At 66.9% G+C, this 25,434-nt stretch carries 29 protein-coding genes and 1 tRNA gene; 15 read left to right on the top strand and 15 right to left on the bottom strand.

All coding sequences use genetic code 11. From position 1 onward, the window contains the following. The first annotated feature begins 52 nt into the window (after nt 1-52). From ACO2Q5_RS00760 to ACO2Q5_RS00740, 5 genes are read left to right on the top strand one after another with little or no spacing between them, the layout of a single operon-like run. Nucleotides 53-1,036 carry an SPOR domain-containing protein gene (locus ACO2Q5_RS00760; protein WP_423287465.1) on the top strand — a complete coding sequence of 328 codons (984 nt, stop codon included), beginning with the start codon at nt 53-55 and terminating at the stop codon, nt 1,034-1,036. Further along, nucleotides 1,033-2,049, top strand: a complete 1,017-nt coding sequence (locus ACO2Q5_RS00755; protein ID WP_423287463.1) for a glycoside hydrolase family 3 N-terminal domain-containing protein — start codon at nt 1,033-1,035, stop codon at nt 2,047-2,049. The genes ACO2Q5_RS00760 and ACO2Q5_RS00755 overlap by 4 nt, the downstream gene beginning before the upstream one ends. Then, nucleotides 2,046-2,843, top strand: a complete 798-nt coding sequence (locus ACO2Q5_RS00750) for a segregation and condensation protein A (protein ID WP_423287461.1) — start codon at nt 2,046-2,048, stop codon at nt 2,841-2,843. Before ACO2Q5_RS00755 ends, ACO2Q5_RS00750 begins: the two co-directional genes overlap by 4 nt. 10 nt (nt 2,844-2,853) lie before the next feature. Further along, on the top strand, nt 2,854-3,486 hold the full coding sequence (scpB, locus tag ACO2Q5_RS00745; protein ID WP_423287459.1) for an SMC-Scp complex subunit ScpB: 633 nt from the start codon (nt 2,854-2,856) through the stop codon (nt 3,484-3,486). Between the two features lie 11 nt (nt 3,487-3,497). Further along, complete coding sequence (locus ACO2Q5_RS00740) at nt 3,498-3,710, top strand: hypothetical protein (protein WP_423287457.1); 213 nt, start codon at nt 3,498-3,500, stop codon at nt 3,708-3,710. Here ACO2Q5_RS00740 and ACO2Q5_RS00735 read toward each other — a convergent pair. The 8 genes from ACO2Q5_RS00735 to ACO2Q5_RS00700 all read right to left on the bottom strand — a co-directional run bounded on the left by ACO2Q5_RS00735 (nt 3,707) and on the right by ACO2Q5_RS00700 (nt 9,314). Next, nucleotides 3,707-4,789 (bottom strand): 2'-deoxycytidine 5'-triphosphate deaminase, encoded by a 1,083-nt coding sequence (locus ACO2Q5_RS00735; protein WP_423287455.1) that lies wholly within the window; start codon nt 4,787-4,789, stop codon nt 3,707-3,709. The two genes, ACO2Q5_RS00740 and ACO2Q5_RS00735, sit on opposite strands and share 4 nt — an antisense overlap. A gap of 69 nt (nt 4,790-4,858) precedes the next feature. Beyond that, nucleotides 4,859-4,936 (bottom strand) — tRNA-Pro (locus ACO2Q5_RS00730). 63 nt (nt 4,937-4,999) lie between these two features. Next, nucleotides 5,000-5,848 (bottom strand): MerR family transcriptional regulator, encoded by an 849-nt coding sequence (locus ACO2Q5_RS00725; protein ID WP_423287453.1) that lies wholly within the window; start codon nt 5,846-5,848, stop codon nt 5,000-5,002. An 8-nt stretch (nt 5,849-5,856) separates the two neighbouring features. After that, nucleotides 5,857-6,159: an integration host factor subunit alpha gene (gene ihfA, locus ACO2Q5_RS00720; protein WP_423287451.1), complete on the bottom strand. Its 303-nt coding sequence runs from the start codon at nt 6,157-6,159 to the stop codon at nt 5,857-5,859. A gap of 102 nt (nt 6,160-6,261) precedes the next feature. Further along, nucleotides 6,262-7,233 carry a beta-ketoacyl-ACP synthase III gene (locus ACO2Q5_RS00715; RefSeq protein ID WP_423287449.1) on the bottom strand — a complete coding sequence of 324 codons (972 nt, stop codon included), beginning with the start codon at nt 7,231-7,233 and terminating at the stop codon, nt 6,262-6,264. Continuing rightward, on the bottom strand, nt 7,230-8,357 hold the full coding sequence (gene plsX, locus ACO2Q5_RS00710) for a phosphate acyltransferase PlsX (protein WP_423287447.1): 1,128 nt from the start codon (nt 8,355-8,357) through the stop codon (nt 7,230-7,232). Before plsX ends, ACO2Q5_RS00715 begins: the two co-directional genes overlap by 4 nt. A gap of 33 nt (nt 8,358-8,390) precedes the next feature. Beyond that, nucleotides 8,391-8,597 (bottom strand): 50S ribosomal protein L32, encoded by a 207-nt coding sequence (rpmF, locus tag ACO2Q5_RS00705; protein WP_423287445.1) that lies wholly within the window; start codon nt 8,595-8,597, stop codon nt 8,391-8,393. A gap of 159 nt (nt 8,598-8,756) precedes the next feature. After that, entirely contained in the window at nt 8,757-9,314 is a 558-nt protein-coding gene (locus ACO2Q5_RS00700) for a YceD family protein (RefSeq protein ID WP_423287443.1), read from the bottom strand. Nucleotides 9,315-9,502: 188 nt separating this feature from the next. Between ACO2Q5_RS00700 and ACO2Q5_RS00695 the strand changes: the two genes are divergently transcribed. Continuing rightward, nucleotides 9,503-9,979: an outer membrane protein assembly factor BamE gene (locus ACO2Q5_RS00695; RefSeq protein ID WP_423287441.1), complete on the top strand. Its 477-nt coding sequence runs from the start codon at nt 9,503-9,505 to the stop codon at nt 9,977-9,979. Nucleotides 9,980-10,032: 53 nt separating this feature from the next. Here the strand turns inward: ACO2Q5_RS00695 and msrB are convergent, their stop codons facing one another. Further along, on the bottom strand, nt 10,033-10,428 hold the full coding sequence (gene msrB / locus ACO2Q5_RS00690; RefSeq protein WP_423287439.1) for a peptide-methionine (R)-S-oxide reductase MsrB: 396 nt from the start codon (nt 10,426-10,428) through the stop codon (nt 10,033-10,035). Between the two features lie 77 nt (nt 10,429-10,505). Here msrB and ACO2Q5_RS00685 point away from each other — a divergent pair, with 77 nt between their 5' ends. Next, nucleotides 10,506-11,240 carry a GNAT family N-acyltransferase gene (locus ACO2Q5_RS00685; RefSeq protein ID WP_423287437.1) on the top strand — a complete coding sequence of 245 codons (735 nt, stop codon included), beginning with the start codon at nt 10,506-10,508 and terminating at the stop codon, nt 11,238-11,240. 26 nt (nt 11,241-11,266) lie between these two features. On the opposite strand, the gene ACO2Q5_RS00680 is transcribed toward ACO2Q5_RS00685, so the two are convergent. The 3 genes from ACO2Q5_RS00680 to ACO2Q5_RS00670 are packed head-to-tail and all read right to left on the bottom strand — an operon-like array spanning nt 11,267 to nt 13,536. Next, nucleotides 11,267-12,247: a methyltetrahydrofolate cobalamin methyltransferase gene (locus tag ACO2Q5_RS00680; RefSeq protein WP_423287435.1), complete on the bottom strand. Its 981-nt coding sequence runs from the start codon at nt 12,245-12,247 to the stop codon at nt 11,267-11,269. A gap of 33 nt (nt 12,248-12,280) precedes the next feature. Then, nucleotides 12,281-13,201, bottom strand: coding sequence for a methylenetetrahydrofolate reductase (locus ACO2Q5_RS00675; RefSeq protein WP_423287433.1), 921 nt, complete (start codon nt 13,199-13,201; stop codon nt 12,281-12,283). 32 nt (nt 13,202-13,233) lie between these two features. Further along, nucleotides 13,234-13,536: a virulence factor gene (locus ACO2Q5_RS00670; protein ID WP_423287990.1), complete on the bottom strand. Its 303-nt coding sequence runs from the start codon at nt 13,534-13,536 to the stop codon at nt 13,234-13,236. 231 nt (nt 13,537-13,767) lie between these two features. On the opposite strand from ACO2Q5_RS00670, the gene ACO2Q5_RS00665 reads away from it, so the two are divergent. From ACO2Q5_RS00665 to ACO2Q5_RS00655, 3 genes are read left to right on the top strand one after another with little or no spacing between them, the layout of a single operon-like run. Further along, nucleotides 13,768-14,904, top strand: a complete 1,137-nt coding sequence (locus ACO2Q5_RS00665; RefSeq protein ID WP_423287431.1) for a Ppx/GppA phosphatase family protein — start codon at nt 13,768-13,770, stop codon at nt 14,902-14,904. Then, nucleotides 14,901-15,701: an RlmE family RNA methyltransferase gene (locus tag ACO2Q5_RS00660; protein ID WP_423287429.1), complete on the top strand. Its 801-nt coding sequence runs from the start codon at nt 14,901-14,903 to the stop codon at nt 15,699-15,701. Before ACO2Q5_RS00665 ends, ACO2Q5_RS00660 begins: the two co-directional genes overlap by 4 nt. A 30-nt stretch (nt 15,702-15,731) precedes the next feature. Beyond that, nucleotides 15,732-16,223 (top strand): hypothetical protein, encoded by a 492-nt coding sequence (locus tag ACO2Q5_RS00655; protein WP_423287427.1) that lies wholly within the window; start codon nt 15,732-15,734, stop codon nt 16,221-16,223. A 48-nt stretch (nt 16,224-16,271) separates the two neighbouring features. Here the strand turns inward: ACO2Q5_RS00655 and ACO2Q5_RS00650 are convergent, their stop codons facing one another. Then, nucleotides 16,272-16,841, bottom strand: a complete 570-nt coding sequence (locus tag ACO2Q5_RS00650) for a YcbK family protein (protein WP_423287425.1) — start codon at nt 16,839-16,841, stop codon at nt 16,272-16,274. 343 nt (nt 16,842-17,184) lie between these two features. Here ACO2Q5_RS00650 and ACO2Q5_RS00645 point away from each other — a divergent pair, with 343 nt between their 5' ends. Genes ACO2Q5_RS00645 through ACO2Q5_RS00630 form a run of 4 tightly spaced genes read left to right on the top strand, consistent with a single transcriptional unit; the run spans nt 17,185 to nt 21,415 of the window. After that, nucleotides 17,185-18,798: a L,D-transpeptidase family protein gene (locus ACO2Q5_RS00645; RefSeq protein ID WP_423287423.1), complete on the top strand. Its 1,614-nt coding sequence runs from the start codon at nt 17,185-17,187 to the stop codon at nt 18,796-18,798. A gap of 36 nt (nt 18,799-18,834) precedes the next feature. Then, nucleotides 18,835-19,941 carry a UDP-3-O-(3-hydroxymyristoyl)glucosamine N-acyltransferase gene (locus ACO2Q5_RS00640; RefSeq protein WP_423287421.1) on the top strand — a complete coding sequence of 369 codons (1,107 nt, stop codon included), beginning with the start codon at nt 18,835-18,837 and terminating at the stop codon, nt 19,939-19,941. 14 nt (nt 19,942-19,955) lie between these two features. Further along, nucleotides 19,956-20,222: an acyl carrier protein gene (locus ACO2Q5_RS00635; protein WP_423287419.1), complete on the top strand. Its 267-nt coding sequence runs from the start codon at nt 19,956-19,958 to the stop codon at nt 20,220-20,222. Beyond that, nucleotides 20,219-21,415 carry a beta-ketoacyl-[acyl-carrier-protein] synthase family protein gene (locus tag ACO2Q5_RS00630; RefSeq protein ID WP_423287417.1) on the top strand — a complete coding sequence of 399 codons (1,197 nt, stop codon included), beginning with the start codon at nt 20,219-20,221 and terminating at the stop codon, nt 21,413-21,415. Before ACO2Q5_RS00635 ends, ACO2Q5_RS00630 begins: the two co-directional genes overlap by 4 nt. A 10-nt stretch (nt 21,416-21,425) precedes the next feature. Here ACO2Q5_RS00630 and ACO2Q5_RS00625 read toward each other — a convergent pair whose 3' ends face one another. Further along, entirely contained in the window at nt 21,426-22,112 is a 687-nt protein-coding gene (locus ACO2Q5_RS00625) for an invasion associated locus B family protein (RefSeq protein ID WP_423287415.1), read from the bottom strand. Between the two features lie 459 nt (nt 22,113-22,571). Here ACO2Q5_RS00625 and ACO2Q5_RS00620 point away from each other — a divergent pair, with 459 nt between their 5' ends. After that, nucleotides 22,572-24,143, top strand: coding sequence for a helicase HerA-like domain-containing protein (locus ACO2Q5_RS00620; protein WP_423287413.1), 1,572 nt, complete (start codon nt 22,572-22,574; stop codon nt 24,141-24,143). Here the strand turns inward: ACO2Q5_RS00620 and ACO2Q5_RS00615 are convergent. Further along, a complete protein-coding gene (locus ACO2Q5_RS00615; RefSeq protein WP_423287411.1) occupies nt 24,140-25,429 on the bottom strand; it encodes an HlyC/CorC family transporter in 1,290 nt (429 codons plus the stop codon). The two genes, ACO2Q5_RS00620 and ACO2Q5_RS00615, sit on opposite strands and share 4 nt — an antisense overlap. Between the last annotated feature and the right edge of the window lie 5 nt (nt 25,430-25,434).

Raw genomic sequence — 25,434 nt, 5'->3', positions numbered from 1 at the left:
CAAGGCGGATCGGGCAGAACAGGCGGGGCAAACCCGCCGGGCAAAGGCAGGCATGGCGGACGCTGATTACGGCGAATTTCACGCATATGGTGCGGCGCAACCGGCGCCGGGCCGCGGTCAGCGGCTGATCAACATGGCGGGCGCAGCGGGTTCGGTGGCGCTTGTGGCCACTCTTGCCTGGTGGGGCTGGGATGTGGCGGTGCGCGATGCGCGCGGCGTGCCGATCATCCGCGCGGCCGAAGGCCCGATGCGGATCGCCCCGGTGGAACCCGGGGGCGAGGTGGTGGATCACCAGGGTCTTGCGGTGAACGATGTCGCTGCCGAAGGCTCGGCCGCGCCGCCGCCCGAGCGGCTGGTGCTGGCGCCTGCGCCGGTTGTGCTGTCCCTGGAGGATTCGGCCGGTCTGGCCGCCGCCGTCCCGTTGGAAATCACCGAAACTTCTACCCGGCTGGACAGCGGCGTGGCGCTGCCGCCCGAGGTGCCGCAAGGTCCGGTTGCGGTGGACGGCGGTCAGGACGATGCAGTTGCCGCCGCGCTGGCCATGGCACTGGGCGATGATGCCGCCGGCACCGATCTGGCGGGGGATCTGGGCGCGGATGAAGCCAGGGCCGAGGATGTGGTCGAAACCGCCGCGCTGGACGATCAGGGCCTGCCGCCGCCGGAAGGGGCAATCACCCGTTCGCCGCGTCCGATGCCGCGGCCCGGGGCGGGCCGGGCTGCGGCGCCCGCCACCGAATCCGCTGTGCGGGTTGCCGTACGCGAGGTGGACCCGGCCACGCTGGCCCCCGGCACCCGGCTGGTGCAGTTCGGCGCCTTCGACACGCCCGAGGATGCACGCCGTGAATGGCAGCGGCTGGCGGCCACGCTGCCCGCGCTGATGGAGGGCAAGGGCATGGTCATCCAGTCTGCCGAAAGCGGCGGGCGCACCTTCTGGCGCCTGCGGGGCGAGGGCTTCGTGGACGAAAGCGACTCACGCCGGTTCTGCGCTGCGGTCAAGGCCGAGGGTCCGAAGTGCATTCCGGTGGCCCACAGATGACCGCAGGTCTGGGCGCCACCATCCTTGGCCTTGCAGGGACCGAATTGCTGCCCGCGGAACGGGATTTCTTCCGTGAGGCCGATCCGTTCGGCTTTATCCTGTTCGCCCGCAATGTGGACAACCCCGATCAGCTGCGCCGCCTGACCGCCGGTCTGCGTGACGCCGTGGGCCGCGATGCGCCGGTTCTGGTGGATCAGGAAGGCGGGCGGGTGCAACGCCTGCGCGCGCCGCATTGGCGCGAATGGGCGCCGCCGCTGGATACCGTGGACCGCTTCCGCTCGCTCAGCAAGGCGGCGCGGGCCATGCGGCTGCGCATGCAGATTCTGGCCATGGAGCTGCGCGCCGTGGGGATCGACGCCGATTGCGCCCCGGTGGGCGATGTGGCCGATGACGCGACGCATCCTTTCCTGAAGAACCGCTGCTATGGCCGTGATCCGGCCACCGTGACCACCATCGCCCGCGCCGTGGCCGAAGGGCTGATGGCGGGCGGCGTTCTGCCGGTGATGAAACATATGCCCGGGCATGGCCGTTCGGTCATGGACACGCATCACGACCTGCCCACGGTCACGGCCAGCGCCGCAGAGCTGAACACCTGGGATTTCGCGCCCTTCCGCGGGCTGCGCGATCTGCCGATGGGGATGACCGGGCATCTGGTGTTCTCGGCCTATGATGGCGAAAACCCTGCCACGCTCAGCCCCCGGATGGTGCAGGTCATCCGGCAGGAGATCGGCTTTGACGGGCTGTTGATGACCGATGACATGACGATGAAGGCGCTGTCGGGCGAGCTTGGCCCCCGGGTGGCGCGGGCGATTGCCGCCGGGGTGGATGTGGCGCTGCATTGCAACGGCGATCTGGCCGAGATGCAGGTTGTGGCCGCCGCGGCCGGATCCATGGGGGTGGAGGCGCAACGGCGGGCGGCGCGCGTGCTGGCGCAGCGCCCGGCGCCTGCAACGGTTGACATCGCGGCTTTGGAAGCCGACCTTCGGGCTCTGTCCGAAGACGAGCCGGCATGAGCGACCCCGAGGCCACGCAGCTATCGCTGTCCGATGAATGGACCCAGCCCGAGCGGCTGGAGGCCGAGGCGCTGATCGTCGATGTGGACGGGTTCGAAGGGCCGCTGGATCTGCTTCTCACCCTGTCGCGCACCCAGAAGGTGGATCTGCGGCGGATTTCCGTATTGCAGCTGGCCGAGCAATATCTGGTCTTCGTGAACCGTGCCGCGCGGCTGCGGATCGAACTGGCGGCGGATTATCTGGTGATGGCGGCCTGGCTCGCCTTTCTGAAATCGCGCCTGCTGCTGCCGCCCGAACCGGGCGAAGAGGGGCCGAGCGCCGAGGATCTGGCCGCCCATCTTGCCTTTCAGCTGGAACGGCTTCAGGCCATGCGTGAGGCGGCGGCCCGGCTGATGGCGCGGGACCGGCTGGGGCGCGATTTCTTTGCCCGCGGTGCGCCCGAAACGATGGGCCTGTCCCGCCGCGTCAGCTATGACGCGACCTTGCTGGATCTGATGCGGGCCTATGCGCGGATCAGAACCAAGGATGAATTCCGTCCCTTCGTGCTGGATCGTGAACATGTGTTCACAATGGAGCAGGCGCTGGAACGGATGCGCGGCTTTCTGGGCTATGTCGGCGACTGGGCCGATCTGGCCAGCTTCCTGCCCGAAGGCTGGGACGTGTCGCCGATGGCCCGCCGGTCGGCCATGGCCGCCCATTTCGCCGCCGTTCTGGAAATGACCAAGCGCGGCCAGCTGGTGCTGCGACAGGGCGAGACCTTTGCGCCGATCGAGATCCGGCGGAAAGACCCATGAGTAAAAACCCATGAGTGAGGACAGCCTCTTTGCCGCCCCGCCGATGGGCGATCAGGAGCGGATGGTCGAGGCGATCCTGTTTGCCAGCACCGCGCCGGTGACGGTGCCGGAACTGGCCGCGCGGATGCCGCATGGCTGCGACCCGGCCGAGGCGCTGGCCCATCTGCGCCGCCGGTATGAGGGGCGAGGCGTCCATCTGGTGCGCGTCGGGGATGCCTGGGCCTTCCGCACGGCGCCCGATCTGGGCCATCTGATGCGGCGCGAAACCGAAGAGACGCGCAAATTGTCGCGGGCCGCGATCGAGACTTTGGCTATCGTGGCCTATCATCAGCCGGTCACCCGCGCGGAAATTGAAGAAATCCGCGGGGTTGCTGTCAGCCGGGGCACCATAGACCAGCTGATGGAGCTGGAGTGGATCCGCTTTGGCCGCCGCCGGATGACGCCAGGCCGCCCGGTCACTTTTGTTGTGACGGAAACCTTTCTGGACCATTTCGGGTTAGAGTCGGCACGGGATTTGCCCGGTCTGAAGGAACTGCGGGCTGCGGGGCTCTTGGACAGCCGCCCGATGCCGGGGCAGGCCGCCCTGAAGGACGAAGACGAGGACGAGGCCCGCAGCGGCCAGAGCGAATTGTTCGAGGATTGAGAGGTGCGCCGATGGACCTGAACCGTATCATCCAGATGATCCTGAACCGGCTGATGCGCCGGGCCATGTCGAAGGGAATCAACACCGCCGTCGGCATGGCTGCGGGCAAGGGCAAGCGGCGTGAGGATATGACCCCGGCCGAGCGGGAACAGGCCAAGAAGGCGCAGGATCTGGCCAAGCGCGCGCAGCAGGCCGCCCGGATCAGCCGCAGGATCGGCCGTTAACCCGCGCGGAACTGCTTCGCCAGCTTCAGCCCCTGTCCCTGATAGTTCGAGGCGATGCCCGAACCATACAGCTGTTCCGGAATTTCGAACATACGTTCATAAACCAACCGTCCGACCACCTGCCCGTGTTCCAGCACGAAAGGTGCTTCGTGGCAGCGCACCTCCAGCACACCACGGCTGCCTTGGCCCCCGGCCGCCGCATGGCCAAAACCGGGATCGAAGAAACCGGCATAATGCACCCGGAACTCTCCTGCCATGGCCAGATAGGGCGCCATTTCGGCGGCATAGCCCGGCGGGATCGTCACGGCTTCCCGGCTGACAAGGATATAGAAGGCGCCGGGGTCCAGAATGATGCAGCCATCTTCGGAATGCACCTCTTCCCAGAAGTCACGCGCGGGATAATGGCCGATCCGGTCGAGATCGACCACCCCCGTATGCGGCTTCGCGCGCCAGCCAACCAGCGTGCCGGTGGCGGGCCGCAGATCGACCGAAAAGCCCAGCCCTTCCGAGATCAGCGGCGTGCCGTCCACCAGCGGCTCTGACGCATGCAGCGCCGCAAGCGCGCTGTCTGACAGCTGCGCCTGACCCTGACGAAAGCGGATCTGGTTCAGCCGCTGGCCTTCGCGCACCAGAACGGAAAACGACCGGGGGCAGACCTCCGCATAAAGCGGGCCGGTGTAACCATCCGGAATCCGGTCGAATTCCGTGCCGCCATCGGTGATGGTCCGCGTCAGCAGGTCCAGCCGCCCGGTCGAGGATTTGGCATTGGCCACCGCGGTCACCCCCGGCGGCAGGGCCAGCGATTCGGCCAGCGGGATCACATAGACGCAGCCCTTTTCCAGCACCGCGCCGGCCGACAAGTCGATCCGGTGCATGCCGAATTCGGCGATCCGCTCGGCCACGCTGCGGCCGCGGCCGGCAAGGAACGAGGCCCGCACCCGCCAGGCAACCGCGCCAAGCCGCAGGTCAAGGCTGGCAGGTTGTACCTGTGCTGCGGTGATCTCTGGCTGGGCGCGCAGGGCGCAGCTGCCGATCAGCTGGCGGATCGCGAAATCGGGCAGAACCCCGGCGCTGGTCATCTCAGTTCCTCCCAAGCGCCGGAAACGAAAACCGCCCGCGCTGCACAGGGCAGGCAGGCGGTTTTACGATGGTCGGGCCGGTGAGATTCGAACTCACGACCTCCCGCCCCCCAGACGGACGCGCTAACCAGGCTGCGCTACGGCCCGACACGGCGCCTAGATAACGGATTCTCGGGCGGGGGCAAGCGGGAAAGCGCATCGTCCTGCGGATCATGCGCCGGGCGGCGGATTGCCCAATCTTGCGCGCAGGCTGGCAATCCTCTGGGCCAGCTCTCCCAAGGCGACCTGCCGTCCTGCCAGTGTTCCGGGCCTGAGGGCGCGCAGCCGCGCCGCCGCCGTGGGGCGCGGGCCATCGGAAGGGCGCGCAGATTCGGGGGGCGGCGAATCGAGCGGTACCTCGGTCGGGGGGGCAGGCGGTGCCTCCGGCGGCGGGGCGGGCGGCGCCTCTTCGGGCGGGGGGGGCGGAGCTTCGGGCGGCGGCCCCGGCACTTCGGCAGGCGGCGGCTCCGGCACGCCCGCAGCCTCGATCACCGGCTCGGGTTCTTCCGGTTCGAATCCCGGGAAATGTGTCTGGCGCGGGTCTGCGGCGGGCATCGGCATGGGCTCCTCCGGGGCAGCGGGGGCGGCAGGGTCGGCCGGGGGAAAGGCGATGATGTTGGACACCGGCGCCTCCAGCGCGGCCTCCAGCGCCGCGGCGGTGGCCTCGGCCGCCTCAGAGGGTGCGATCTCGGCTTCCACATCGTGGCGGGCGATCATTGCCGCTTCCAGCGCCTCGGCCTCGGGGCTGGTCTCCTCGCTCAGGCCCGAGACATGGCGAACCCCGTGTTCGCGCAGGATTTTCTGCACACCGCGGATCGTCATGCCTTCGTCATGCAAAAGGCGTTTGATTCCGGCCAGAAGTGCGACATCGGACGGCCGGTAATACCGCCGCCCGCCTGCGCGCTTCACCGGCCGGATCTGCGGAAAACGGCTTTCCCAGAACCGCAGCACATGGGCCGGGGTTTCCAGCGCCTCGGCCACCTCCGAGATGGTGCGGAAGGCCTCGGGCGATTTGTCCATGCCGGGACCTATTTGGTGCTGCCGGCCGCCACACGGTCCTTCATCAGATGCGAGGGCCGGAAGGTCAGCACACGGCGGGGCGAGATCGGCACCTCATCCCCGGTTTTCGGATTGCGCCCCACACGGGCCGATTTCGCCCGGACCGAGAAGGTGCCGAAGGACGAAATCTTCACCGTCTCTCCCGCGACCAGCGCGTCGGAAACATGTTGCAGGACGGATTCGACCAGATCGGCCGATTCGTTGCGGCTGAGCCCGACTTCGCGGAACACCGCTTCGGTCAGGTCCATGCGTGTAAGAGTCTTCTCGCTCATGTCAAAATCCCCCCCGGGCTTTTGCCGCAGGATGGGCGCTTTGGAATTGCCTTGTCAATATCAAAGACTTGGGGCGGGCTTTTGAAGCGCCGTTGCAGGCCGTTACCAGCGCAGGACGACCGATCCCCAGGCCAGACCGCCCCCGATCGCCTCGACCACGCACAGATCGCCGGGCTTTATCTGGCCGCGGGCCTTGCCCACGGAGAGCGCGAGGGGAATCGATGCGGCAGAGGTGTTGCCATGATCCTGCACCGTCACCACCACCCGGTCCATCGGCACCTGCATGCGTTTGGCCGTGGCTTCGATGATGCGGATATTCGCCTGATGCGGCACGATCCAGTCCACATCCTCGCTGGTCATCCCGGCTTTTTCCAGCGCGGTATGGGCGGTGGCGGCCAGCTTTTCCACCGCATGGCGGAAGACTTCCTTGCCTTCCATCCGCAGATAGCCGGTCGTTCCGGTGGAACTGCCACCGTCCACATAAAGCAGGTCCTTGAACCGCCCGTCGGAATTCAGGTCCGAAGACAGGATACCACGGTCATCCTTGCTGCCGGTGCCCTCCTGCGCCTCCAGCACCAAGGCTCCGGCGCCGTCGCCAAACAGCACGCTGGTCGTGCGGTCGTTCCAGTCCATCAGCCGGCTGAACGTCTCGGCCCCGATGACCAGCACACGGCGGGCCTGGCCGGACAGGATCAGCGCATTGGCATTGGTCAGCGCAAAGACGAAACCGGCACAGACCGCCTGAAGATCGAAGGCGAAGCCGCGGGTCATGCCCAGCTTTTGCTGGATCATCGTGGCGGCCGAGGGGAAGGTCAGATCCGCGGTCGAGGTGGCCAGAACAATGGCGTCGATGTCGTCGGCAACTAGGCCGGCATCCATCAGCGCCGCCTCGGCCGAACGGGCGCCAAGGTCGGAGGTCGTCTGACCCTCGGCCGCGAAATGCCGCCGCTCGATCCCGGACCGGGACCGGATCCATTCATCCGAGGTTTCCAGCTTCGCTTCGAATTCGGCATTGGGAACAATGCGGTCGGGCAGGTAATGCCCGACGCCCCGGACAACGGCGCGTATCGTCATGTGGAAGATTGGCTCCCATTGCCGGCACCCGGGCCGGACCCCACTGGCGGCGCATCCTGCCCCGCGTCCCCGGCGGATGCAACCCGTGCCGCGATCCGGTCGGTCAGCCGGGCCTGCGCCAGACGGTGCGCCAGTCCGATGGCCGCCGCGACGCCGGTGGCATCGGCCCCGCCATGCGATTTTACCACGGTGCCGCGAAGGCCCAGAAAGACCCCGCCATTCACCCGACGCGGGTCCATCCGGCGTTGCAGCCGCTTCAGCGAGTTCATCGCCAGCAGCGCCGCGAATTTCGACAGGATCCCGGCGTTGAACGCCTCGCGCATGAAATCCGAGATCAGCTTTGCGGTGCCCTCGCCGGTCTTCAGCGCGATATTGCCGGTGAAGCCGTCGGTCACGATCACATCCACCCGGTCGGCGGGCAGGTCCACGCCTTCGACAAAGCCGATGTAATCGAAGGATTCGGCCCCGGCCTGCGCGGCAAGCAACTCGCCCGCCTCCTTCATCTCGGGGCGGCCCTTGTGCTCTTCAGTGCCGACATTCAGCAGGCCGACGCGGGGCTGCGCGATATGCAGCCCGGTATGGGCATAGGCGGCGCCCATGATGGCATATTGCAGCAGGTCGCGCGGATCCGCCTTCACATCGGCGCCCACGTCCAGCATGACGTTGAACCCGCCGGGATTCCGGCTGGGCCAGAGGCAGGCGATGGCGGGGCGGTTGACGCCGGGCAGGCGGCGCAGGCGGATCATCGACACGGCCATCAAGGCGCCAGTGTTCCCGCAGGACACGGCGGCGGCGGCCTCGCCACTGCGGACCGAGTCGATGGTGGACCACATCGACGTATCCTGCCCGTGCCGCATCACATGGCTGGGCTTGTCGTGCATGGTCACCACGCCGGAAGCATGACGCAACGTCACACGGCCGGCCAACGCGGTTTCGCGGGCCAGCAGGGGCGCAAGCTGCGCCTCGTCACCATGAAGCAGGATATCCAGCCCCGGCGCACAGGAAACGGAATCGACAATGCCGGCGACGACTGCCGCCGGCCCCTTGTCGCCGCCCATGGCGTCAACGGAAATGACGGTCCGTTCGCGTCCTGCACCCTCGGGGCTGTGAAGTCCCTGCGACATGGTTCAGACGGCGGACGGCGGGCGCGGAAGCGCTTACGCCGCGTCCTCGTCAACGTCCACTTCGCGGGTCATCGCCACGACTTCTTTCGAATCGTAGTGGCCACAGGACGGGCAGACGTGGTGCGGACGCTTCAATTCGCCGCAGTTCGAGCATTCGTTGGGGTTCGCGGCAACCAGCGCGTCATGAGCGCGGCGCATGTTGCGGCGGGAGCGGGTGGTGCGGTTCTGCGGAACGGCCATGTGACAACCTCGGGGGCTAGTGCGGGGACAGACCCCAGTTTTTCCTTGTGAATCAGGGCGAAGGGCAAGCGCGATCCGCGGCTGTTTCACAGCTTGAATGAGGCGCGGAACATAGACGGATTCCGCGCGGGCGCAAGCCCCTTTGCACAAGGTTCGGCATCATCCTTCCGAACCTTTTCCACCTTCGGGTTTCAAGAGGCCCGCAAGCGCGGCGAAAGGGTTCAGATCGGCGTCGCGCAGGGGGGCCACGCCCTCTTCGGCATAGACCGCCTCGCCCAGTTCGGCCCCGGCGGCGCGGGGATAGTCGGGCAGGGCCAAGGCCAGGGCCTCGGCCGCGATGGCCTCCAGGTCGATGGTTTCGGGCAGCGGCTCCTGGCTGTCATCCTCGGGGATTTCCACCTCCTCGCCGGTCGGCTGCGGCAGGTCGGCCAGATAGCGGCGCAGGACCGCGGTTTCCACCTTGGCGGGAACCGGGGCCAGCGTCACCACGCAGGATTGCACGGCATTGGCATGCAGCCGCGCCTCCAGCCGGAAATCATTACGCCCTTCGGGCAGAATCTCGCCCTCCAGCGACAGGCTCTCGACCGCCTGCAGGTCAAGCGCCTGCGCAAGGGCGGTGCGGGCCGCCGCATCGGCCTGCCAGCGGAACCGCGTCGGCTTGCGGTGCGACAGGCTGCGGGTGGCAAGACGCAGGGCGGGTTGGGTATCGTCGGTCATCAGCGGGTCCGGAGGGCAGAAAGGGTCGGGATTGCCGGAGGCTGTCCGCTGGGAACCGCCGTCCGTTCTTGAACATAGGGCGTGGCATCTGTTATCCCAAGGCGCAAGGGCCAATCCGGCCCGCGATCAACCGGCAAAGCCGGGACAGGCCGCCGGGATCGCAACTCCGGGCGCAGACGGGGGCAGGGATGGCAGGAACCACGGGTCGGGCGCGCGCGGGCAGAATCGCGTTTCGGATGGCCGCGGCCGCGCTTCTGCTGCTGGCGGCAGCCTGCACGGCGATCTATCGCAATCACGGGTATGTCCCCGCCGAAGACGAGCTGGCGACGGTCGTGGTGGGTAAGGACACCCGCGAGACGGTGGCCCAGAAGATCGGCCGGCCCTCGGCGCAGGGGCTTTTGAACGATGTGGGCTGGTTCTATGTGCAAAGCCGGTTCAAGCACTACGGCCCCAAAGAGCCGCAGGAGATCGACCGTCAGGTCGTCGCCGTGACCTTTACCGAAGCGGGCGTGGTCGACGGGGTGGGGCGTTACGGGCTGGAAGACGGCCGCGTGATCGACATTTCCCGCCGCGTCACCGACTCGAACATCAAGGGCATCAGCTTCATCCGGCAGCTTCTGGGCAGCATCGGCCGGGTTCGCGCGGACGACCTGCTGAGCGACTGACGCCGTATCAGGCATTGTGTCCCGGGGGCCGCAACGTGCCCCCGGGGCGTCTTTCATTCGTCGCGGTCGAAGGCCAGCGCCACGCCGTTGATGCAGTAACGCAACCCGCCGCGGTCGGGCGGGCCATCGGGGAAGACATGGCCCAGATGGGCATCGCATTCATGGCAGCGCACCTCGACCCGTTTCATTCCGTGGGTCAGGTCCAGATGGTTGTCGATGGCCTCGTCCCGGGCGGGGGTGGTGAAGGCTGGCCAGCCGCAGCCCGAGTTGTAGCGCGCGTCGGAGGTGAAGAGCTCGGCGCCGCAGCAGATACAGCGATAGCTGCCTTGGCCTTCGGGGGTGTCATCATGCGAAAATGGCCGTTCCGTCGCGGCCTGGCGCGTGACGCGATAGGCAAGGTCGCCCAGTTGCGACAGCCATTCCGCATCGGTCTTGACGATCTTGGTCATCCGGGGCTCCGTCCTTGGGGGGATGCAGGATATGTAGGCTGCCGCGGGCGTGCAGCCAAGGGCGGAGAGGGCGGTGCATGAAGCCTTTGGAGCGCGGCGGATTGCGGGCGCGGTTGGCGGGGGCAGGGGATCGGGCGGCCGTGCTGGCGTTGCGCGCGGTGGCCTTCCCCCGCGCCGACGGCCGTCCGCCCGGCTGGGAGCCCTTGGATGAAAGCTGTCTGCAATGCGTGGTCGAGGCGCCGGACGGCCGCCTGCTGGCCGCCTTCCGGGCGCTGGTCCTGCCCTCGGGACGGGCGCTGGAGGCAAGCTATGCCGCCGGGTTCTACGATCTGTCACCCCTTGCGGCAGAGCCTAGTCCGCTGGTCGAAATGGGGCGGCTGTGCCTGACGCCCGATCCCCGCGGGTGGGAGGCGCTGCGGCTGGTCTGGGGCGCGATGACGCGGATCGTCGAAGGGGCGGGGGCGGCGCTGATGACCGGCTGTCCGTCCTTCGCGGGCGCGGACTGGACACGGCACCGCGCGGCGCTGGCGCTCCTGGCGGCGCGGCATCTGGGGCCCGAGGCGCTGCGGCCCGGAGGGCGGGCGGCGGAGCAAGTCGATTACCCCGCATTGACCGGCCCGATGCCCGATCTGCGGACGGCACAGGCGGGGCTGCCGCCACTCCTGCGCAGCTATCTGGCCATGGGGGGATGGGTCAGCGACCATGCGGTCGCCGACCGGGAACTGGACACGCTGCATGTCTTTACCTGCGTGGCCGTGGCAGGCGTGCCCGCCGCACGGGCGGCCAGCCTTCGGGCCATCGAAGGATCTTGATCCGCCCCCGGAGGCTTGTCGCAGGCTTAGCCCCGCGCCCGGCGTCCGCCGCGGCGCCCCGAGGCGGCGCTAGCAGCCGCGGCAGAGGCCTCGGCAAAGCTGAGCCCGCCTTCGACCGCCTCGGCCACCTTGGCGAAGCGGATCCATTCGCCGCCGTTCGGGTCATGGTTCATCAGGAAATTGGCGGCGCGGATCGCCTCCATCTCCTGCTGGCGGACCGGATTCATGATGGCGCTGGTCATGCCGGCGCAGATCGCCATCGGCAGGAAGGCGCCGTTGATGCCGTGGCGGTGCGGCAGCCCGAACGAGATGTTGGAGGCGCCGCAGGTGGTGTTCACCCCCAGCTCATCGCGCAGGCGGCGGACAAGGGTAAAGACCTGCTGCCCGGCGCTGCCCATGGCGCCCACCGGCATGACCAGCGGATCGACCACGATGTCATGGGCGGGGATGCCGAAATCGGCGGCGCGTTCGACGATCTTCTTTGCCACGGCAAAGCGCACATCGGGATCGGGCGAGATGCCGGTGTCGTCGTTGGAAATCGCCACCACAGGCACGTTGTATTTCTTGACCAGCGGCAGCACCAGCTCAAGCCGTTCTTCCTCGCCCGTGACCGAGTTCAGGAGCGGACGCCCCTCGCAGGCGGCCAGACCCGCCTCCAGCGCGGCGGGAACCGAGCTGTCGATGCAAAGCGGCACGTCCACCGTCTGCTGCACGATCTCGATCAGCTGCTTCATCAGCGGCGGCTCGACAAAGTTGTTGTCGGCATAGCGCGGATCCTGCGCCATCATATTGGTGAAGACCGCGCCCGAGTTCACATCCAGCACGGTGGCACCGCAGGCGACCTGTTCCAGCGCATCGCGGATGACCGTGTCGAAATTCCCGGCCTCCAGCTCGGCGGCCAGCTTCTTGCGGCCGGTGGGGTTGATCCGTTCGCCGATCACGCAGAAGGGTTCATCAAAACCGATGATCACGGTTTTCGTTTTGGATTCAAGAATAGTGCGGGTCATGGCTCAACCTGTGTGTGAAAGTCGCTGACCCGGTTACGCGGCGCGTGCGGGCTTGCCCGAGGCGCCGCCATTGGCGGTCACCCATTCGGCATTGGTCTTGATCCCGCCAAGGGGGAAGAAATGCACCTGTTCGATGCCGAAACCGGGATTGGCGGCCTTGTGGGCGGCCAGTTCGGCAATGAAATCGGTGGGTTCATAGGGCAGCAGCAGCTTGGTGACGTCAAGCGCCCGCTTTTGCAGCACTTTCAGGCTGGGGCCGACGCCGCAGGCGATGGCGAATTTGATCAGTGTCTGCAGCTTGGCGGGACCCGCCACGCCGATATGGACGGGCAGGGCGACGCCTTCGGCCTGCAAGCGGGTCACCCAGTCGATGACTGGCTGCGCCTCGAAACAGAACTGGGTCGCCATCGCCATCTTGGCATCGGTGCGCTCGGCGAAGGCGGTCTTCCAGCGGGCGGCTTCCATCACCATGCGGTCGCTGCCGTCGGGATCGATGTCCTTGTTCCCCTCGGGGTGGCCCGCCACGTGCAGACGGTCGAAATCGCCGAAGGCGCCCGAATCCAGAAGCTGCATCGAGGTGGAGAAATCGCCGACGGGTGCGGCCACGCCGCCGGCAAGGATCAGCCCCTGACGCACGCCCACATCGCGGTAGCGCGCCACCCAGTCCAGCAAAGTGGCCTTGTCCTTGATGATCCGCGCCGGGAAATGCGGCATGACGGCAAAGCCTTCGTCACCGATCCGCTTTGCGGTGGCGACCATCTCTTCGATGGGCGTGCCGTCGATATGGGCGATGTAGACCCGGGTGCCTTCGGGCAGAATGGCGCGGAAATCGGCCACCTTTTCGGCGGTGCGGGGCATCACCTCGATGGAAAAGCCGCGCAGGAAGGATTCGACCTGACAGGCCCGGTCCATGGGCGCGGGGGCGGCAGGCTTGCGGAAGGAAAACAGGGCCATCAGTCGCTCCCTCAGGGTGGGCGGGGTCATGGTCAGGCGTTCGCCCAACCGTCGTTTTCAATCAGGGTCTTGATCCGGGCGGTATCGAATTCCGCCTCCAGCCGGGCGGCGGTGGTGCGGGCGATCTCGTCCATCTCGCCCTCGGCCTGACCGGAGGGCACCTTGCGCCATTCCGCCAGATAGGCATCGGCATCCTTGGCGCCGATCTTCATGGCGCAGCGGTCGATCGCCTGCTCAAACCGTTCGGGCAACTGCACCTTGGCACCCCGACGCCCCTTGCCCACGATGACCTGGGCGGGGATGTCTCTCCAATAGACGATGGTCACTTCGTGCATGGCGATCATTGCGATTCCGGGGGCTCCTCTGCCTTCTTGATAACGTCCGTTTGCGGCAGCCGAAGTCGGTTTTCGACATGGCGCGCATCGTCCGCGACGAAGCCCGCGCCGCGGCAGGCGGCGGCGCCGCGGAAGAAAGTTCCGCCGCGCTGTCGCATTCCTGTGAGGGCCGCCTTGCCAAGGGGGCACCCCAGGGCTTACTTTGGGGGCAACCACAGTTGGAGGGCGGTTATGGCGCCCGAGCGTCCCCAAAGGGCGGACGCGACCCCCGCATCGGTCGAGCCGGCACCCCCCGGTTCCCCTGCGGTCGGATCGTCCGTCCCCGCAGGCCGGGGGACAGCGCTGTATGCAGCGCTGGACCTTGGTACGAATTCGTGCCGGATGCTGATTGCCCAGCCAAGGGGCAGCCAGTTTCAGGTCACGGACAGTTTTTCCAAAACCGTGCAGCTTGGCGCGGGGCTGGAGTCATCGGGGCGGCTGTCACGCGCTTCGATGGTGCGCACCATTCAGGCTTTGCGCATCTGTCAGAAAAAGCTGGAAAAGCACGGCGTCACCCGCATGCGGCTGGTGGCGACCGAAGCCTGCCGCCGCGCCCGCAACGGGCGGGAGTTCATGCGGCAGGTCCGGCGCGAGACGGGCCTGCAGATGGAGATCATTGGGGCTGAGGAGGAGGCGCGGCTGGCCGTGATCTCCTGCGCGCCCCTGGTCAATGCGCGGACGGAACAGCTGCTGATCGTGGATATCGGCGGCGGCTCGACCGAGCTGGTGTGGATCGACCTCTCCTCGGTCGCGCCGGATGAACGCGCCCGCGCGATCATGCAGCTGCGCATGGGGTTCAACGCGCCGGGTGCGGGGGCTGCGCGGGTGGTGGACTGGATTTCTGTTCCCCTGGGCGTGGCCACGCTGAAAGACCAGTTCGGCGATGTCGAGGACGATTCGGCCCGCTTTGCCCTGATGAGCTGGTTCTTCGAGGAACAGCTTGGCCCCTTTAGCCCCTATCATGCGCAGGCGCCGCGGGCGGGGTTCCAGATCATCGGCACCTCGGGCACGATCACCACGGTGGCCGCCTCATGGCTGGGCCTGCGCCGTTATGACCGGGCAAAGGTGGACGGGTTGCAGATGACCAGCACGCAGATCGACTCGGTCATCCGCGATTACCTTTCCCTTGGCCCAGAAGGCCGCCGCACCGATCCGCGCATCGGGCGGGACAGGCATACGCTGATCATGTCGGGCGCGGCGATCCTGCAGGCCCTGATGCGGATCTGGCCGACCGACCGGCTTTCGGTGGCCGACCGCGGCCTGCGCGAGGGGCTGCTTTATGCACAGATGAGCGCGGACGGCGTTCTGGAAGAAGGACCCTACCTGTGACCAAACCGCCGACCAAGGGGCCCTCGGGCACGCCCACCGGCAAGAACACCTCGGGCCGCGGACAACGTGACCTGCGGGTGAAGGTGAAGACCGCCAAGGGGCGCAAGCTGTCCTCCACCCTTTGGCTGGAGCGGCAGCTGAACGACCCCTACGTCGCGCGCGCGAAGAAAGAGGGCTACCGCGGCCGCGCGGCCTTCAAGATCATGGAGCTGGATGACCGCTTCGGCTTTCTGAAGCCCGGCGCCCGGGTGGTTGACCTTGGCTGTGCGCCCGGCGGCTGGTGTCAGGTGGCTGTGCCGCGCATCAACTCGCTGGGCGAGAACGGCAAGAAGGCACAGGGCCGCATCATCGGCGTGGATCTGCAGGAGGTGGAGCCGATCGCCGGGGTGGAACTTCACCAGCTGGATTTCCTGTCCGACGGTGCGGATGAACAGGTGAAGGGCTGGCTGGGCGGGCGCGCCGATGTGGTCATGTCCGACATGGCGGCCGCGGCCAGTGGCCACAAGGGGACGGATCACCTGCGCATCGTCGCCCTGATCGAGGCGGCGCTGGAATTCGCCTATGACGTGCTGGAAGAGGGTGGCACCTTCGTCGCCAAGGTGCTGGCCGGGGGCGCCGAAAACCACATGCAGGCCGAGCTGAAGCGGAATTTCACCAAGGTCGCCAATGTGAAACCCCCGTCCAGCCGCGCCGACAGTTCCGAGAAATTCGTTGTGGCACAGGGCTTCCGGGGCCGCTCTCAGGCGCCGGACCCTGAGGGCGGCGACCCGCGCGATTATCTGACGGACGAGGACTGAGCGCGCGCCGGTTGCGGGACAGGGGCCAGCATGCTGACGATGGACGGGCCTGCCATTGTTCTGCGCGAAGGCAGAATTCCGGTGGCGCTGCGTAGCTTCATCCTGGTTCTGGCGGTCGGGATCGGCGTGGTGATTCCGGCCCCCTATCTGGTGCATGCGGAATGGACACGGCCCGCGCCTGTCCTTCTGCTGGCTGTGACGGTGATCCTTGTGGCGGTCACCTTCGCGGCCTTCCTGTTGCGGGTGGCGCTGGTTTGGACGGCAGAGCTGCGGCTTGATCCGGACACCGGCACCGCCACCTGCCGGCGCGGTGGCGGCTGGCTTGTCAGGGTGGATGAGTTTCCGCTGGCCGCTTTGTCACCGCCCCGGGTGATCCTGCGCGATTCGGAGGAGGGGCGCTTTGCCATCCTTCGCCAGCCGCTGCCCCGGGGGCGCGCGCCGGAGGCCGCAGCATTCCGGTCCGAGGAGGAGGCCTTGCTGTGGCGGGACCGGATCGCGGCCCTGATCGCGGCGGCGCAATAGAAAAGGCGCCCTCAAGGGGCGCCGCTTCGTCCGGTCCGATTCTGTGCCTCAGGCGCCCCAGCTGCGGACCGCGCCGCAATCCATATGCACGAAGTTCGACCGCGAATAGCGCCCGACACCACCTGCTGCACAGGCCGCCGCCGCCTTGGCCATCTGCCCGACCGAGCGCGACTTTAGCCGCAGATCCGCCGCCTGGCCCACCATATGCAGGGAATTCTTCGCCACGCCCGAGGATTTGGAGCGCAGCATCGCATTGGTCTTGGGGCTGCGGTAGCCCGACAGAAGCATGTAGGGTTCGCTCACATCCATCAGACGGTGCGATGCCGCCATGATATCCAGATTGCGCGGGTCCATCTTCAGGGCATCGCCGGTGCGCCAGTCGCGCATGAAATGGTTCACTTCCTTCAGAACCTCGGGGATATATTCCCCTTCGATCCAGTAGATCGTGTCCATACTTTCGCCGGTCCGGCCGGAATACATCCGGATCCGCCGGATATCGCCCGCGCCTTTCAGCACGCCGAAAGCCTTGGAATAGGTCGGTGCTGCCACGATGGCGGTTGCAGCAAAGATCCGCAGCAGGTTGCGCCGCGAAAACCCGTTCGATCCCGTGTCGGTCATAATCAGAAGCCTGTCCCGTTTAGTCCAGTCGGCCGCCTGTCCGGCAGCTTCTTTCGCACAACTTCCCCAAGGTGCTGCCGAAGTTATGGCACAGCACGATTCGAAGCCCAAGCAAAGATTGCCGCCGGTTCCCCCTTGGTCCGTCAAATAGGCAAATATTTGCTGAATGCGGCGGCAGCACGCGGCGTGTCGCCGATGCAACGGTCTGGCGCAAATCGACCGGGCTTGACGGGTTCGGCGCAGCTTCGGCCCGATCCCGCAGGTTTGTGAATGGACAGCACAGCGGAAAAGCCTGAATCCTTTGTGTGTCAATCAGATGCTGTTCCAGAGCCAGAGGTTTTCCATGTTGCCGATTCTCGCGCGCCGCCCCTTTGTCCGCCGTCTTCTGTCCTCGGCGGCGGTGGTTCTGGCGCTGATCGGCACCGCCCCGGGCGCAAGGGCGGAGGTGACGACTTTCCTCCAGACCATGGCTGCGGCGGCCTCGTCCGATCAGGCGGTGGCGGACTGGTATCGCAGCACAGACTACGTTCCGGTCTGGACGGGAGAGACCGATGCCGAACGGCGCACCGCGCTGTTTTCGGCGCTGGCCACGGCGGCAGATCACGGCCTGCCGCCCGCCCGCTATGATCTGGAAGGCCTGCAGGCCGCCTTCGGGCAGGTGACCACCGCCGAGGATCTGGCCCGTCTGGAAGTGGCGATGACGCGCAGCTACCTGACCTGGGCGGACGATCTGACCTCCGGCATGCTGGAGCCGAAGGCGATCGACAGCACCATCGTGCGCGACATCGTGCATGAGGATCCGCAGGCGCTGATGCTGGCGGTGACGCAGGGCAATCCCTGGCAGGCGATGCAGGACCTGTTGCCGCAATCCAATGTCTATGCGCAGCTGGTCAAGGCCAAGATCGGACTTGAAATCGCGATGACCGAAGGCGGCTGGGGCCCGGTTGTGCCGGGCGGCGGCGCGCTTGGGCCCGGCGCACAGGGCGGACGAGTCGTGGCGCTGCGCGACCGGCTGATCGCCATGGGCTATCTCCACCGCAGCGCGACCCAGACCTATGACCGCGACATCGAGGCCGCGGTTTCCGCCTATCAGACCGAAAACGGGCTGAAGGTCACCGGCACCGCCGGCGCCGAGACCATTGCCCATCTGAACGTGCCGCCGGAAGAGCGGATGAAATCCATCCTCGTCGCCATGGAGCGCGAGCGCTGGATGGACATCGACCGTTCAGGCCGGATCATCTGGGTCAATCTGCCGGATTTCACCGCAAAGATTCTGGATGACGGTGTGCTGACCTTCAGCACCCGCGCCGTCATCGGGCGGCAGGACATGGACCGCCGCACCCCGGAATTCTCGGACGAGATGAACCACATGGTGGTCAATCCGTCCTGGGGCGTGCCGCGGTCGATCATCGTGAACGAATACCTGCCGCTTCTGCAGGGCAATCCGCATGCCGTCAGCCATTTGCAGGTGATCGACAGCGCGGGCCGCGTGGTGCCGCGCGGATCGGTCAACTTTGCCCGCTTCACCGCGCGCAGCTTCCCCTATGGCCTGCGCCAGCCGCCGGGTGACGGCAATGCGCTTGGCAAGGTGAAGTTCATGTTCCCGAACAAGTACAACATCTATCTGCATGATACGCCTGCGAAATCCCTGTTTTCGCATGATGTGCGGGCCTATAGCCACGGCTGTATCCGTCTGGCCGATCCCATCGACTTTGCCCATGTGCTGCTTTCGGCGCAGTCCCATGCGGTGGAGGAAGAGTTCGACGGCTATCTGAAATCCGGTCTGGAAAGTCCGGTGAAGTTCGAGCGGGTGATCCCGGTCCATCTGGTCTATTTCACCGCCTATCCGGAAGCCTCTGGCCGCATCGGCTATCGCGCAGATGTCTATGACCGTGACGCCATGCTGTGGGATGCGCTTGCGGCGGCCGGGGTGGCCTTGCCCTCGGTTTCGCAGTAATCATTTCCGCGGGGACAACTCCCCGGGGAGAGGCTCATGTCGCATTCCATCGGCGAGATCGCCGCAGCCCTTGGCGCAGAGGCCGAAGGTGCGCTGGATTTGCGGGTCACCGGCGCGGCAGAGCCGCAGGCGGCTGGGCCGGATCAGCTGGCTCTGGCCATGGACCCGCGCTATGCGGACGGAATCGGCAAGGGCCGTGCGCAGGCGGCGGTCGTCTGGCCGGGCGCCGACTGGCGCAGCATGGGGCTGAAGGCTGCGATCTTTGCGCCGCGCGGACGGCTGGCCATGGCCGGGCTGACCCGGATGCTGGATGCGGGCCCGGATATCGCGCCGGGCGTGCATCCGCTGGCCGTGGTCGATCCTTCGGCCGAGATTGGTGAGGGCGCGGCCATCGGCCCCTTCGTGGTGATCGGCCGCGGTGTGACCCTCGGGCCGAACGCCCGGATCGCCAGCCATGCCTCTATCGCCGAAGGGGTGCGCATCGGCGCCGAGGCGCTGATCCTGCAGGGCGCGCGGATCGGTGCGCGGGTCACCGTCGGCGACCGTTTCATCTGCCAGCCGGGCGCTGTCATCGGCTCGGACGGGTTCTCTTTCGTCACGCCCGAGAAATCGGGGGTCGAGGAGATCCGCCAGACGCTTGGCCAGCGCGATACGATCACCCAGCAAAGCTGGACCCGCATTCATTCTCTGGGTGCCGTCACCATCGGTGACGATGTGGAGGTGGGGGCCAATACCGCCATCGACCGCGGCACGATCCGCGACACCGTCATCGGCCGGGGCACCAAACTCGACAACCTTGTCCACATCGGCCACAACGTTCAGATCGGGCAGGATTGCCTGATCTGCGGCCAGGTCGGCATCGCCGGATCGGCGCGGATCGGCAACCGCGTGGTGCTGGCCGGGCAATGCGGCGTGAATGACAACATCTTCGTGGGCGACGATGTGATCTGCGGCGGGGCGACCAAGATCTTCACCAATGCACCCGCGGGCCGGGTGCTGCTGGGCTATCCGGCGGTGAAGATGGAGGCGCATGTCGAAATGCAAAAGGCGCTGCGCCGGTTGCCGCGGCTGGCCGCGCGGGTGGCGGGGCTGGAAAAGCTGGTCCCCGGCGCGGGGCATGACACCGGACATGGTGACGACTGAGGGAGCGGGCGGCGATGCGCACGGTTGCGGAACAGGTGATCGGCATATTGGCCGCGCAGGCCCTGCTGGACCCCGCCGACATTGACCTGACCGCCGCGCCCGAAAGTCTGGGTCTGGACAGTCTGGGCCTGGTCGAGGCGATCTTCGCCATAGAAGAGGCGTTTGACATCACCGTGCCGTTCAATCCCGGCGAACCGGACGCGGCGCCGGCCTTCGACATTTCCAGCGTGGGGCGCATGGTCGCCGCGGTGGAACAACTGGTGGCGCAGAAGCCGCAATGAGGCGGGTCGTCATTACCGGCGCGGGCACGGTCAATGCGTTGGCGCAGGACGTGCCGGGCACCTTTGCGGCCCTTGCGGCGGGACGGTCGGGGATCGGGGCGCTGGATTTCCGCGATGCCGACCGGCTGTCGGTCAGGATCGGCGCTGCGGTGCGGGACTGGGACGAGGCCGTACGCTTTCCCCGCAACCTGCTGTCGCAGCTGGACCGGTTCAGCCAGTTCGCGCTGGTGGCCGCGGATGAGGCCATGGCCATGGCCGGACCGGGCGCCGCGGAAGGCGCAGGTGTCGTCATCGGCAGCGCGGCGGGCGGCATTTCCACCTGGGAAGACAATTACCGCGCGGTCTTTGCCGAGGGGAAAAACCGGGTGCCGCCGCTGACGGTGCCGCGGCTGATGCTGAATGCGGCATCGTCCCAGGTCGGCATGCGGCATAGGCTGACCGGGCCGTCCTTTGCGGTGTCTTCGGCCTGTTCCACCTCGAACCACGCGATCGGGCTGGCCTTCCGCATGGTGCGCGATGGGGTGGCCCCGGCCATGCTGGCGGGCGGGGCCGAGGCGATGCTGTGTTTCGGCGGCATCAAGGCCTGGGAGGGGCTGCGTGTCCTGTCACCCGACGGCTGCCGCCCGTTCCACTCCGCCCGCAACGGTATGGTGATGGGCGAAGGGGCCGCGGTCTTCCTGCTGGAGGATGCCGCCCGCGCCGCGGCCCGGGGGGCTGTGCCGCTGGCTGAGGTGGCGGGCTTCGGCATGACGGCGGATGCGGCCGATCTGGTGGTGCCCTCGGTCGAAGGGGCGGCTGCGGCGATGCGCGCGGCGCTGGAGGAAGCGCGCATGTCTCCGGGTGATCTGGGCTATATCAACGCCCATGGCACCGGCACGCAGGTCAATGACCGGACCGAGACGGCGGCGATCCGCGCCGTTCTGGGCGCGGCGGCAGACCGGGTGCCGGTCAGCGCGACCAAGGCGATGCACGGCCATGCCATCGGTGCCACCGGCGCGATCGAGCTTCTGGCCTGCATCCTTGCGCTGCGCGACGGGATCATCGCGCCCACGTTGAACCTGGATCGGGCCGACCCGGATTGCGCGCTGGACCATGTCGCAAATGACGCGCGCCGCACCCGTGTGGATGCGGCGCTGTCGAATTCATTCGCCTTCGGCGGGCTGAACGCGGTTCTGGCCCTGCGGGCCGCTTAGGGCGCGCAGCTTAGGGCGCGGCGGGGGCGGCAGGCGCTTCGGTTGCGGCAGCGGGGGCGGCCGCGGCGGCATCGGCCACCTTGTTGGCGGCGGCCACTGCATCATATCCGGCGGTGAAGCCCTTCAGCGAGGCGGTGACCTTTACCTGTTCGTCCGGGGCGACAAACGGCACGATGGTCAGGACCGCGTTCGAACCCTTCTTGAACTGGGCAATCTCTTCGGCGGTAAAGCCGATGCGCGCGACGCAACCGATCTGGGTGCAGAGCGTGAAGGGATAGGCGCGGGGCTTGCCCGAATCCACGACCAGCTGCACGCCCGCGGTCAGCAGCGTCTCCAGCGGGGCGATGAAGGTCGCACCGGCCACGGCCGGGCCTTCCGACCCTTCGGGCAGGTTGAAGATCGACAGTTCGGCCACGTTCGACCCTTCGCTGTCCTTCAGGAGCATATACAGCTGGCAGGGATCGGCGCCGGTCGGGGTCTTGACGCAGCGCTGTTCCCAGGATTCGAACTTGGCGGCAATATAGCTGTCGCCCACCTTCGTCTCACCACTGCCAACCTCGACCCCCATCGAAAGGTCGCTGGAGGTGCTGCCATCGGCGGGCGCCCCTTCGGCGGGGGCGGTTTCCTGCGCCAGAGCGGGCAGGGCCGTTCCCAGAGAAAGCACAAGCGCGAGAAGGGAAAGGCGCGAAGTCATCATGGGCCGAGTTTCCTTTGTTCTGGACCTGCAGGGGCTGGCAGCCGGGCTGTGGCGCCGGGTGCGGGCGGCTCTGCGTTGCGGCGTGAATATCATGCGGGCCACGCGCTGTCAGGTCAGAAAAGCGTGCGCGGCGGAACCCTGCGCCCCCCGGGATCGGCCGCTCTGCGCGATGGTTGCAGAGGGGGCCGGAAAAGACGAAAGGGCCGGTTTCCCGGCCCTTTCCTGCGCCTGAGGCGCACTCATTTTTGCTCCCTGTCGGACTGGCCGACTTTACTGGGTCCGGACGCTACGGGGCTTTCACCTGCCCGTCAACGGGTATTTTCAACCCCGCGGAACAACAAATCCTGAGGATAAAACCTGTCTTTCCCGCAGGTTCCCAACGCCTTGTGCAGGCCTCTGGCGCGGCGGGGGCAAAGCTGTATCGTGGGACGGTGCAAGACGACAGGACGGGGCGCAGGAATGACGGATGGGGCGATCTTTGTGGGCGGTGGCGGCGAAGGCTATGGCACTGCGCAGAACCTGCTTCTGAAATACGGCAACCGGCACGGGCTGATCGCCGGGGCCACCGGCACCGGCAAGACGGTGACGCTCCAGGTGCTGGCCGAGGGATTTTCGGCCGCGGGGGTTCCGGTTTTCCTGTCCGATGTGAAGGGCGATCTGTCGGGCCTGTGCCAGCCCGGCGATCCCACGGCCAAGACGCATGAGCCGTTCACGAAACGGGCCGCCACCATCGGGGTCGATCTGGAATACCGCGCCTTTCCGGCGATCTTCTGGGACATGTTCGGAGAAAAGGGCCATCCCGTCCGCACCACCGTGGCCGAGATGGGGCCGCTGCTGCTGTCGCGCCTGCTGGAGCTGTCCGAGGCGCAGGAGGGTGTGATGAACGTGGCCTTCCGGCTGGCCGATGACGAAGGCCTGCCGCTGCTGGACCTGAAGGATCTGCGCGCGCTGCTGACCTATGTGGCGGAAAACGGCGATGCGGTTTCGGCCCGCTATGGTCTTGTGGCCAAGGATTCGGTGGGCGCCATCCAGCGCCGGCTCCTTGTGCTGGAGAATGAGGGCGGCACGAAGCTGTTCGGGGAACCCGCGCTGGATCTGGCCGATCTGATGCGCCTGACCCCGCAGGGCGAAGGCTATGTGAACATCCTTGCTGCCGACCGGCTGATGAACGCCCCCCGGCTTTATGCGACCTTCCTTCTGTGGTTGCTTTCGGAACTGTTCGAAACCCTGCCCGAGGTGGGTGACCCGGAGAAGCCGAAGCTGGTCTTCTTCTTCGACGAGGCGCATCTTCTGTTCGATGACGCGCCCAAGGCACTGGTCAGCAAGGTGGAGCAGGTGGCCCGGCTGATCCGGTCGAAAGGCGTGGGTGTCTATTTCATCACCCAGAACCCCGCCGATGTGCCCGAGAATATCCTCAGCCAGCTGGGCAACCGGGTGCAGCATGCGCTCCGCGCCTTTACCGCCAAGGACCAGAAGGACCTGCGGCTGGCCGCGCAGAACTATCGCCCGAACCCGCGGTTTTCGATCGAGGAGGCGATCCGTGAGGTGGGCACGGGCGAGGCGGTGACCTCGTTCCTTGAGGCGAAGGGTGTGCCAGGCATCGCGGAGCGCACTCTGGTCCGCCCGCCGTTCAGCCGGTTGGGCGTGGCCGATCCGGCGGCGCGGGCGGCGGCGGCGCAGGCCTCGCCCGTGGCAGGCAAATATGACCACGAGATCGACCGCGAAAGCGCATGGGAAATCCTGCAGGCCCGGGCAAAACGCGCCGCTGATACGGCCGCAGAGCAGGGAGAGGAACCGGACCCCTCTGACGGATTCAACCGGGCCAAACGCTATGGCGGCAGCAAATCCGCGGGCGGTGCCAGTGCCCCCGCGCCGGCCCCCAAGAAGACCGGCAGCACCAAGACCGGCACCGCCCGCCGGTCGGATTCCATCACCGAAACCTTTGCCAAGAGCTTTGCGCGCCAGCTGGGCACCAAGGGGGGGCAGGCGGTGGTGCGCGGCATCTTCGGCACGCTTTTCGGCAAGCGTTAAAGGGGCCGCATCTTCAGCCGGGCGATGCGGTTCTCGCGCCGCGTCTCCACCCGGAAGCGGAAGCCGTGGAAGCTGAAGATCTGCCCCTCGTTCGGGATCATCTGCGCCTCGTGGATGACGAGCCCGGCGATGGTGTTCGCCTCGTCATCGGGCAAGTCCCAGTCCATCGCGCGGTTCAGGTCGCGGATGGTCATGGCGCCGTCCACCAGAAAGGCACCGTCGCCGGTGGGCTGCACCTGACCGCCGCGGCGCACCACGTCGAATTCGTCGGTGATCTCGCCCACGATTTCTTCAAGAATGTCTTCCAGCGTCAGAAGGCCCTGCAACCCGCCGTATTCGTCCACCACCAGCGCGAAATGCGTGCGGCGGGACAGGAATTCCCGCATCTGTTCGGCCAGCGTGGTGGTTTCCGGCACGAAATAGGGCTTCATCGCGACCTTGACGATGTCCAGCTGGGGCAGGGCGCCTTCCAGCCCGTCGCCCTCGCGCACCAGACGGTGCACCTCACGCAGCAGGTCCTTGGCATGGACCACGCCAAGGATGTTGTCATCGGAACCGCGGAAGACCGGCAGCCGAGTATGGGGCGAGGCCAGCACCTGCGCCAGAATCGCCTCCGGCCCGGCATCGGCGTCGATCATCTCGATCTGGCGGCGATGCAGCATGATTTCGTCCACGGTGCGGTCCGACAGATCCAGCGCGCCCAGCAGGCGGTCACGGTCGGCTTTCTCTACCGCACCTTCGGAATGGCCAAGCGCCAGCGCGCCTGCAATCTCATCCCGGACCGCGGCATAGCCGTCGCGCGCATCGGCCTGAATGCCCAGGAGCCGCAGCAGGCCGCTGACGACCAGCCCGACCAGCGCCACCACGGGCGAAAAGACAAGGATCAGCACCCGGACCAGCGGGGCCACCTTGGAGGCCACCGCTTCGGGGAAGGTGATGGCCAGCGTCTTGGGCAGCACCTCACCAAAGATCAGCACCAGAAGCGTCATGCCCAGCGTGGCCAGTGCAATGCCGGAATCGCCGAACAGCCGGGTCATCAGCGCCGTCGCCAGCGCGGCCGACAGGATGTTCACGACGTTGTTGCCCAGAAGCAGCGCGCCGATCATCCGCTCACGGTCTTCGGACACCTTCATGGCCGCCCCCGCCCCGCGGGACCCCTTGTCGGCCTGCGATTTCAGCCGTGCGCGTGAAGCGGCGGTCAGCGCGGTTTCCGAGCCGGAGAAAAACGCCGAGGCGATCAGAAGCAGCAGGATGGCAGCGGCAGTCAGCCAGAAGGCGGTGTCCATCGGGT

Source organism: Neotabrizicola sp. VNH66 (assembly GCF_049445895.1).
In the GTDB taxonomy this organism is placed as follows: domain Bacteria; phylum Pseudomonadota; class Alphaproteobacteria; order Rhodobacterales; family Rhodobacteraceae; genus Pseudogemmobacter.
Note: the sequence above shows the minus strand (reverse complement) of the source record. Positions and strands in the feature narration are given on the sequence as shown.

Coding starts and splice junctions, on each gene's coding strand:
- ACO2Q5_RS00700 (WP_423287443.1), bottom strand. CDS start 9,314: ATGACCGACGATACCCAACCCGCCCTGCGTCTTGCCACCCGCAGCCTG.
- ACO2Q5_RS00740 (WP_423287457.1), top strand. CDS start 3,498: ATGGACCTGAACCGTATCATCCAGATGATCCTGAACCGGCTGATGCGC.
- ACO2Q5_RS00685 (WP_423287437.1), top strand. CDS start 10,506: ATGAAGCCTTTGGAGCGCGGCGGATTGCGGGCGCGGTTGGCGGGGGCA.
- ACO2Q5_RS00625 (WP_423287415.1), bottom strand. CDS start 22,112: ATGATGACTTCGCGCCTTTCCCTTCTCGCGCTTGTGCTTTCTCTGGGA.
- ACO2Q5_RS00695 (WP_423287441.1), top strand. CDS start 9,503: ATGGCAGGAACCACGGGTCGGGCGCGCGCGGGCAGAATCGCGTTTCGG.
- ACO2Q5_RS00640 (WP_423287421.1), top strand. CDS start 18,835: ATGTCGCATTCCATCGGCGAGATCGCCGCAGCCCTTGGCGCAGAGGCC.
- plsX (WP_423287447.1), bottom strand. CDS start 8,357: ATGTCGCAGGGACTTCACAGCCCCGAGGGTGCAGGACGCGAACGGACC.
- ACO2Q5_RS00620 (WP_423287413.1), top strand. CDS start 22,572: ATGACGGATGGGGCGATCTTTGTGGGCGGTGGCGGCGAAGGCTATGGC.
- ACO2Q5_RS00680 (WP_423287435.1), bottom strand. CDS start 12,247: ATGACCCGCACTATTCTTGAATCCAAAACGAAAACCGTGATCATCGGT.
- ACO2Q5_RS00755 (WP_423287463.1), top strand. CDS start 1,033: ATGACCGCAGGTCTGGGCGCCACCATCCTTGGCCTTGCAGGGACCGAA.
- msrB (WP_423287439.1), bottom strand. CDS start 10,428: ATGACCAAGATCGTCAAGACCGATGCGGAATGGCTGTCGCAACTGGGC.
- ACO2Q5_RS00670 (WP_423287990.1), bottom strand. CDS start 13,536: ATGCACGAAGTGACCATCGTCTATTGGAGAGACATCCCCGCCCAGGTC.
- ACO2Q5_RS00760 (WP_423287465.1), top strand. CDS start 53: ATGGCGGACGCTGATTACGGCGAATTTCACGCATATGGTGCGGCGCAA.
- ACO2Q5_RS00675 (WP_423287433.1), bottom strand. CDS start 13,201: ATGGCCCTGTTTTCCTTCCGCAAGCCTGCCGCCCCCGCGCCCATGGAC.
- ACO2Q5_RS00645 (WP_423287423.1), top strand. CDS start 17,185: ATGTTGCCGATTCTCGCGCGCCGCCCCTTTGTCCGCCGTCTTCTGTCC.
- rpmF (WP_423287445.1), bottom strand. CDS start 8,597: ATGGCCGTTCCGCAGAACCGCACCACCCGCTCCCGCCGCAACATGCGC.
- ACO2Q5_RS00715 (WP_423287449.1), bottom strand. CDS start 7,233: ATGACGATACGCGCCGTTGTCCGGGGCGTCGGGCATTACCTGCCCGAC.
- ACO2Q5_RS00630 (WP_423287417.1), top strand. CDS start 20,219: ATGAGGCGGGTCGTCATTACCGGCGCGGGCACGGTCAATGCGTTGGCG.
- ACO2Q5_RS00635 (WP_423287419.1), top strand. CDS start 19,956: ATGCGCACGGTTGCGGAACAGGTGATCGGCATATTGGCCGCGCAGGCC.
- ACO2Q5_RS00665 (WP_423287431.1), top strand. CDS start 13,768: ATGGCGCCCGAGCGTCCCCAAAGGGCGGACGCGACCCCCGCATCGGTC.
- ACO2Q5_RS00650 (WP_423287425.1), bottom strand. CDS start 16,841: ATGACCGACACGGGATCGAACGGGTTTTCGCGGCGCAACCTGCTGCGG.
- ACO2Q5_RS00655 (WP_423287427.1), top strand. CDS start 15,732: ATGCTGACGATGGACGGGCCTGCCATTGTTCTGCGCGAAGGCAGAATT.
- ACO2Q5_RS00725 (WP_423287453.1), bottom strand. CDS start 5,848: ATGGACAAATCGCCCGAGGCCTTCCGCACCATCTCGGAGGTGGCCGAG.
- ACO2Q5_RS00615 (WP_423287411.1), bottom strand. CDS start 25,429: ATGGACACCGCCTTCTGGCTGACTGCCGCTGCCATCCTGCTGCTTCTG.
- scpB (WP_423287459.1), top strand. CDS start 2,854: ATGAGTGAGGACAGCCTCTTTGCCGCCCCGCCGATGGGCGATCAGGAG.
- ihfA (WP_423287451.1), bottom strand. CDS start 6,159: ATGAGCGAGAAGACTCTTACACGCATGGACCTGACCGAAGCGGTGTTC.
- ACO2Q5_RS00735 (WP_423287455.1), bottom strand. CDS start 4,789: ATGACCAGCGCCGGGGTTCTGCCCGATTTCGCGATCCGCCAGCTGATC.
- ACO2Q5_RS00750 (WP_423287461.1), top strand. CDS start 2,046: ATGAGCGACCCCGAGGCCACGCAGCTATCGCTGTCCGATGAATGGACC.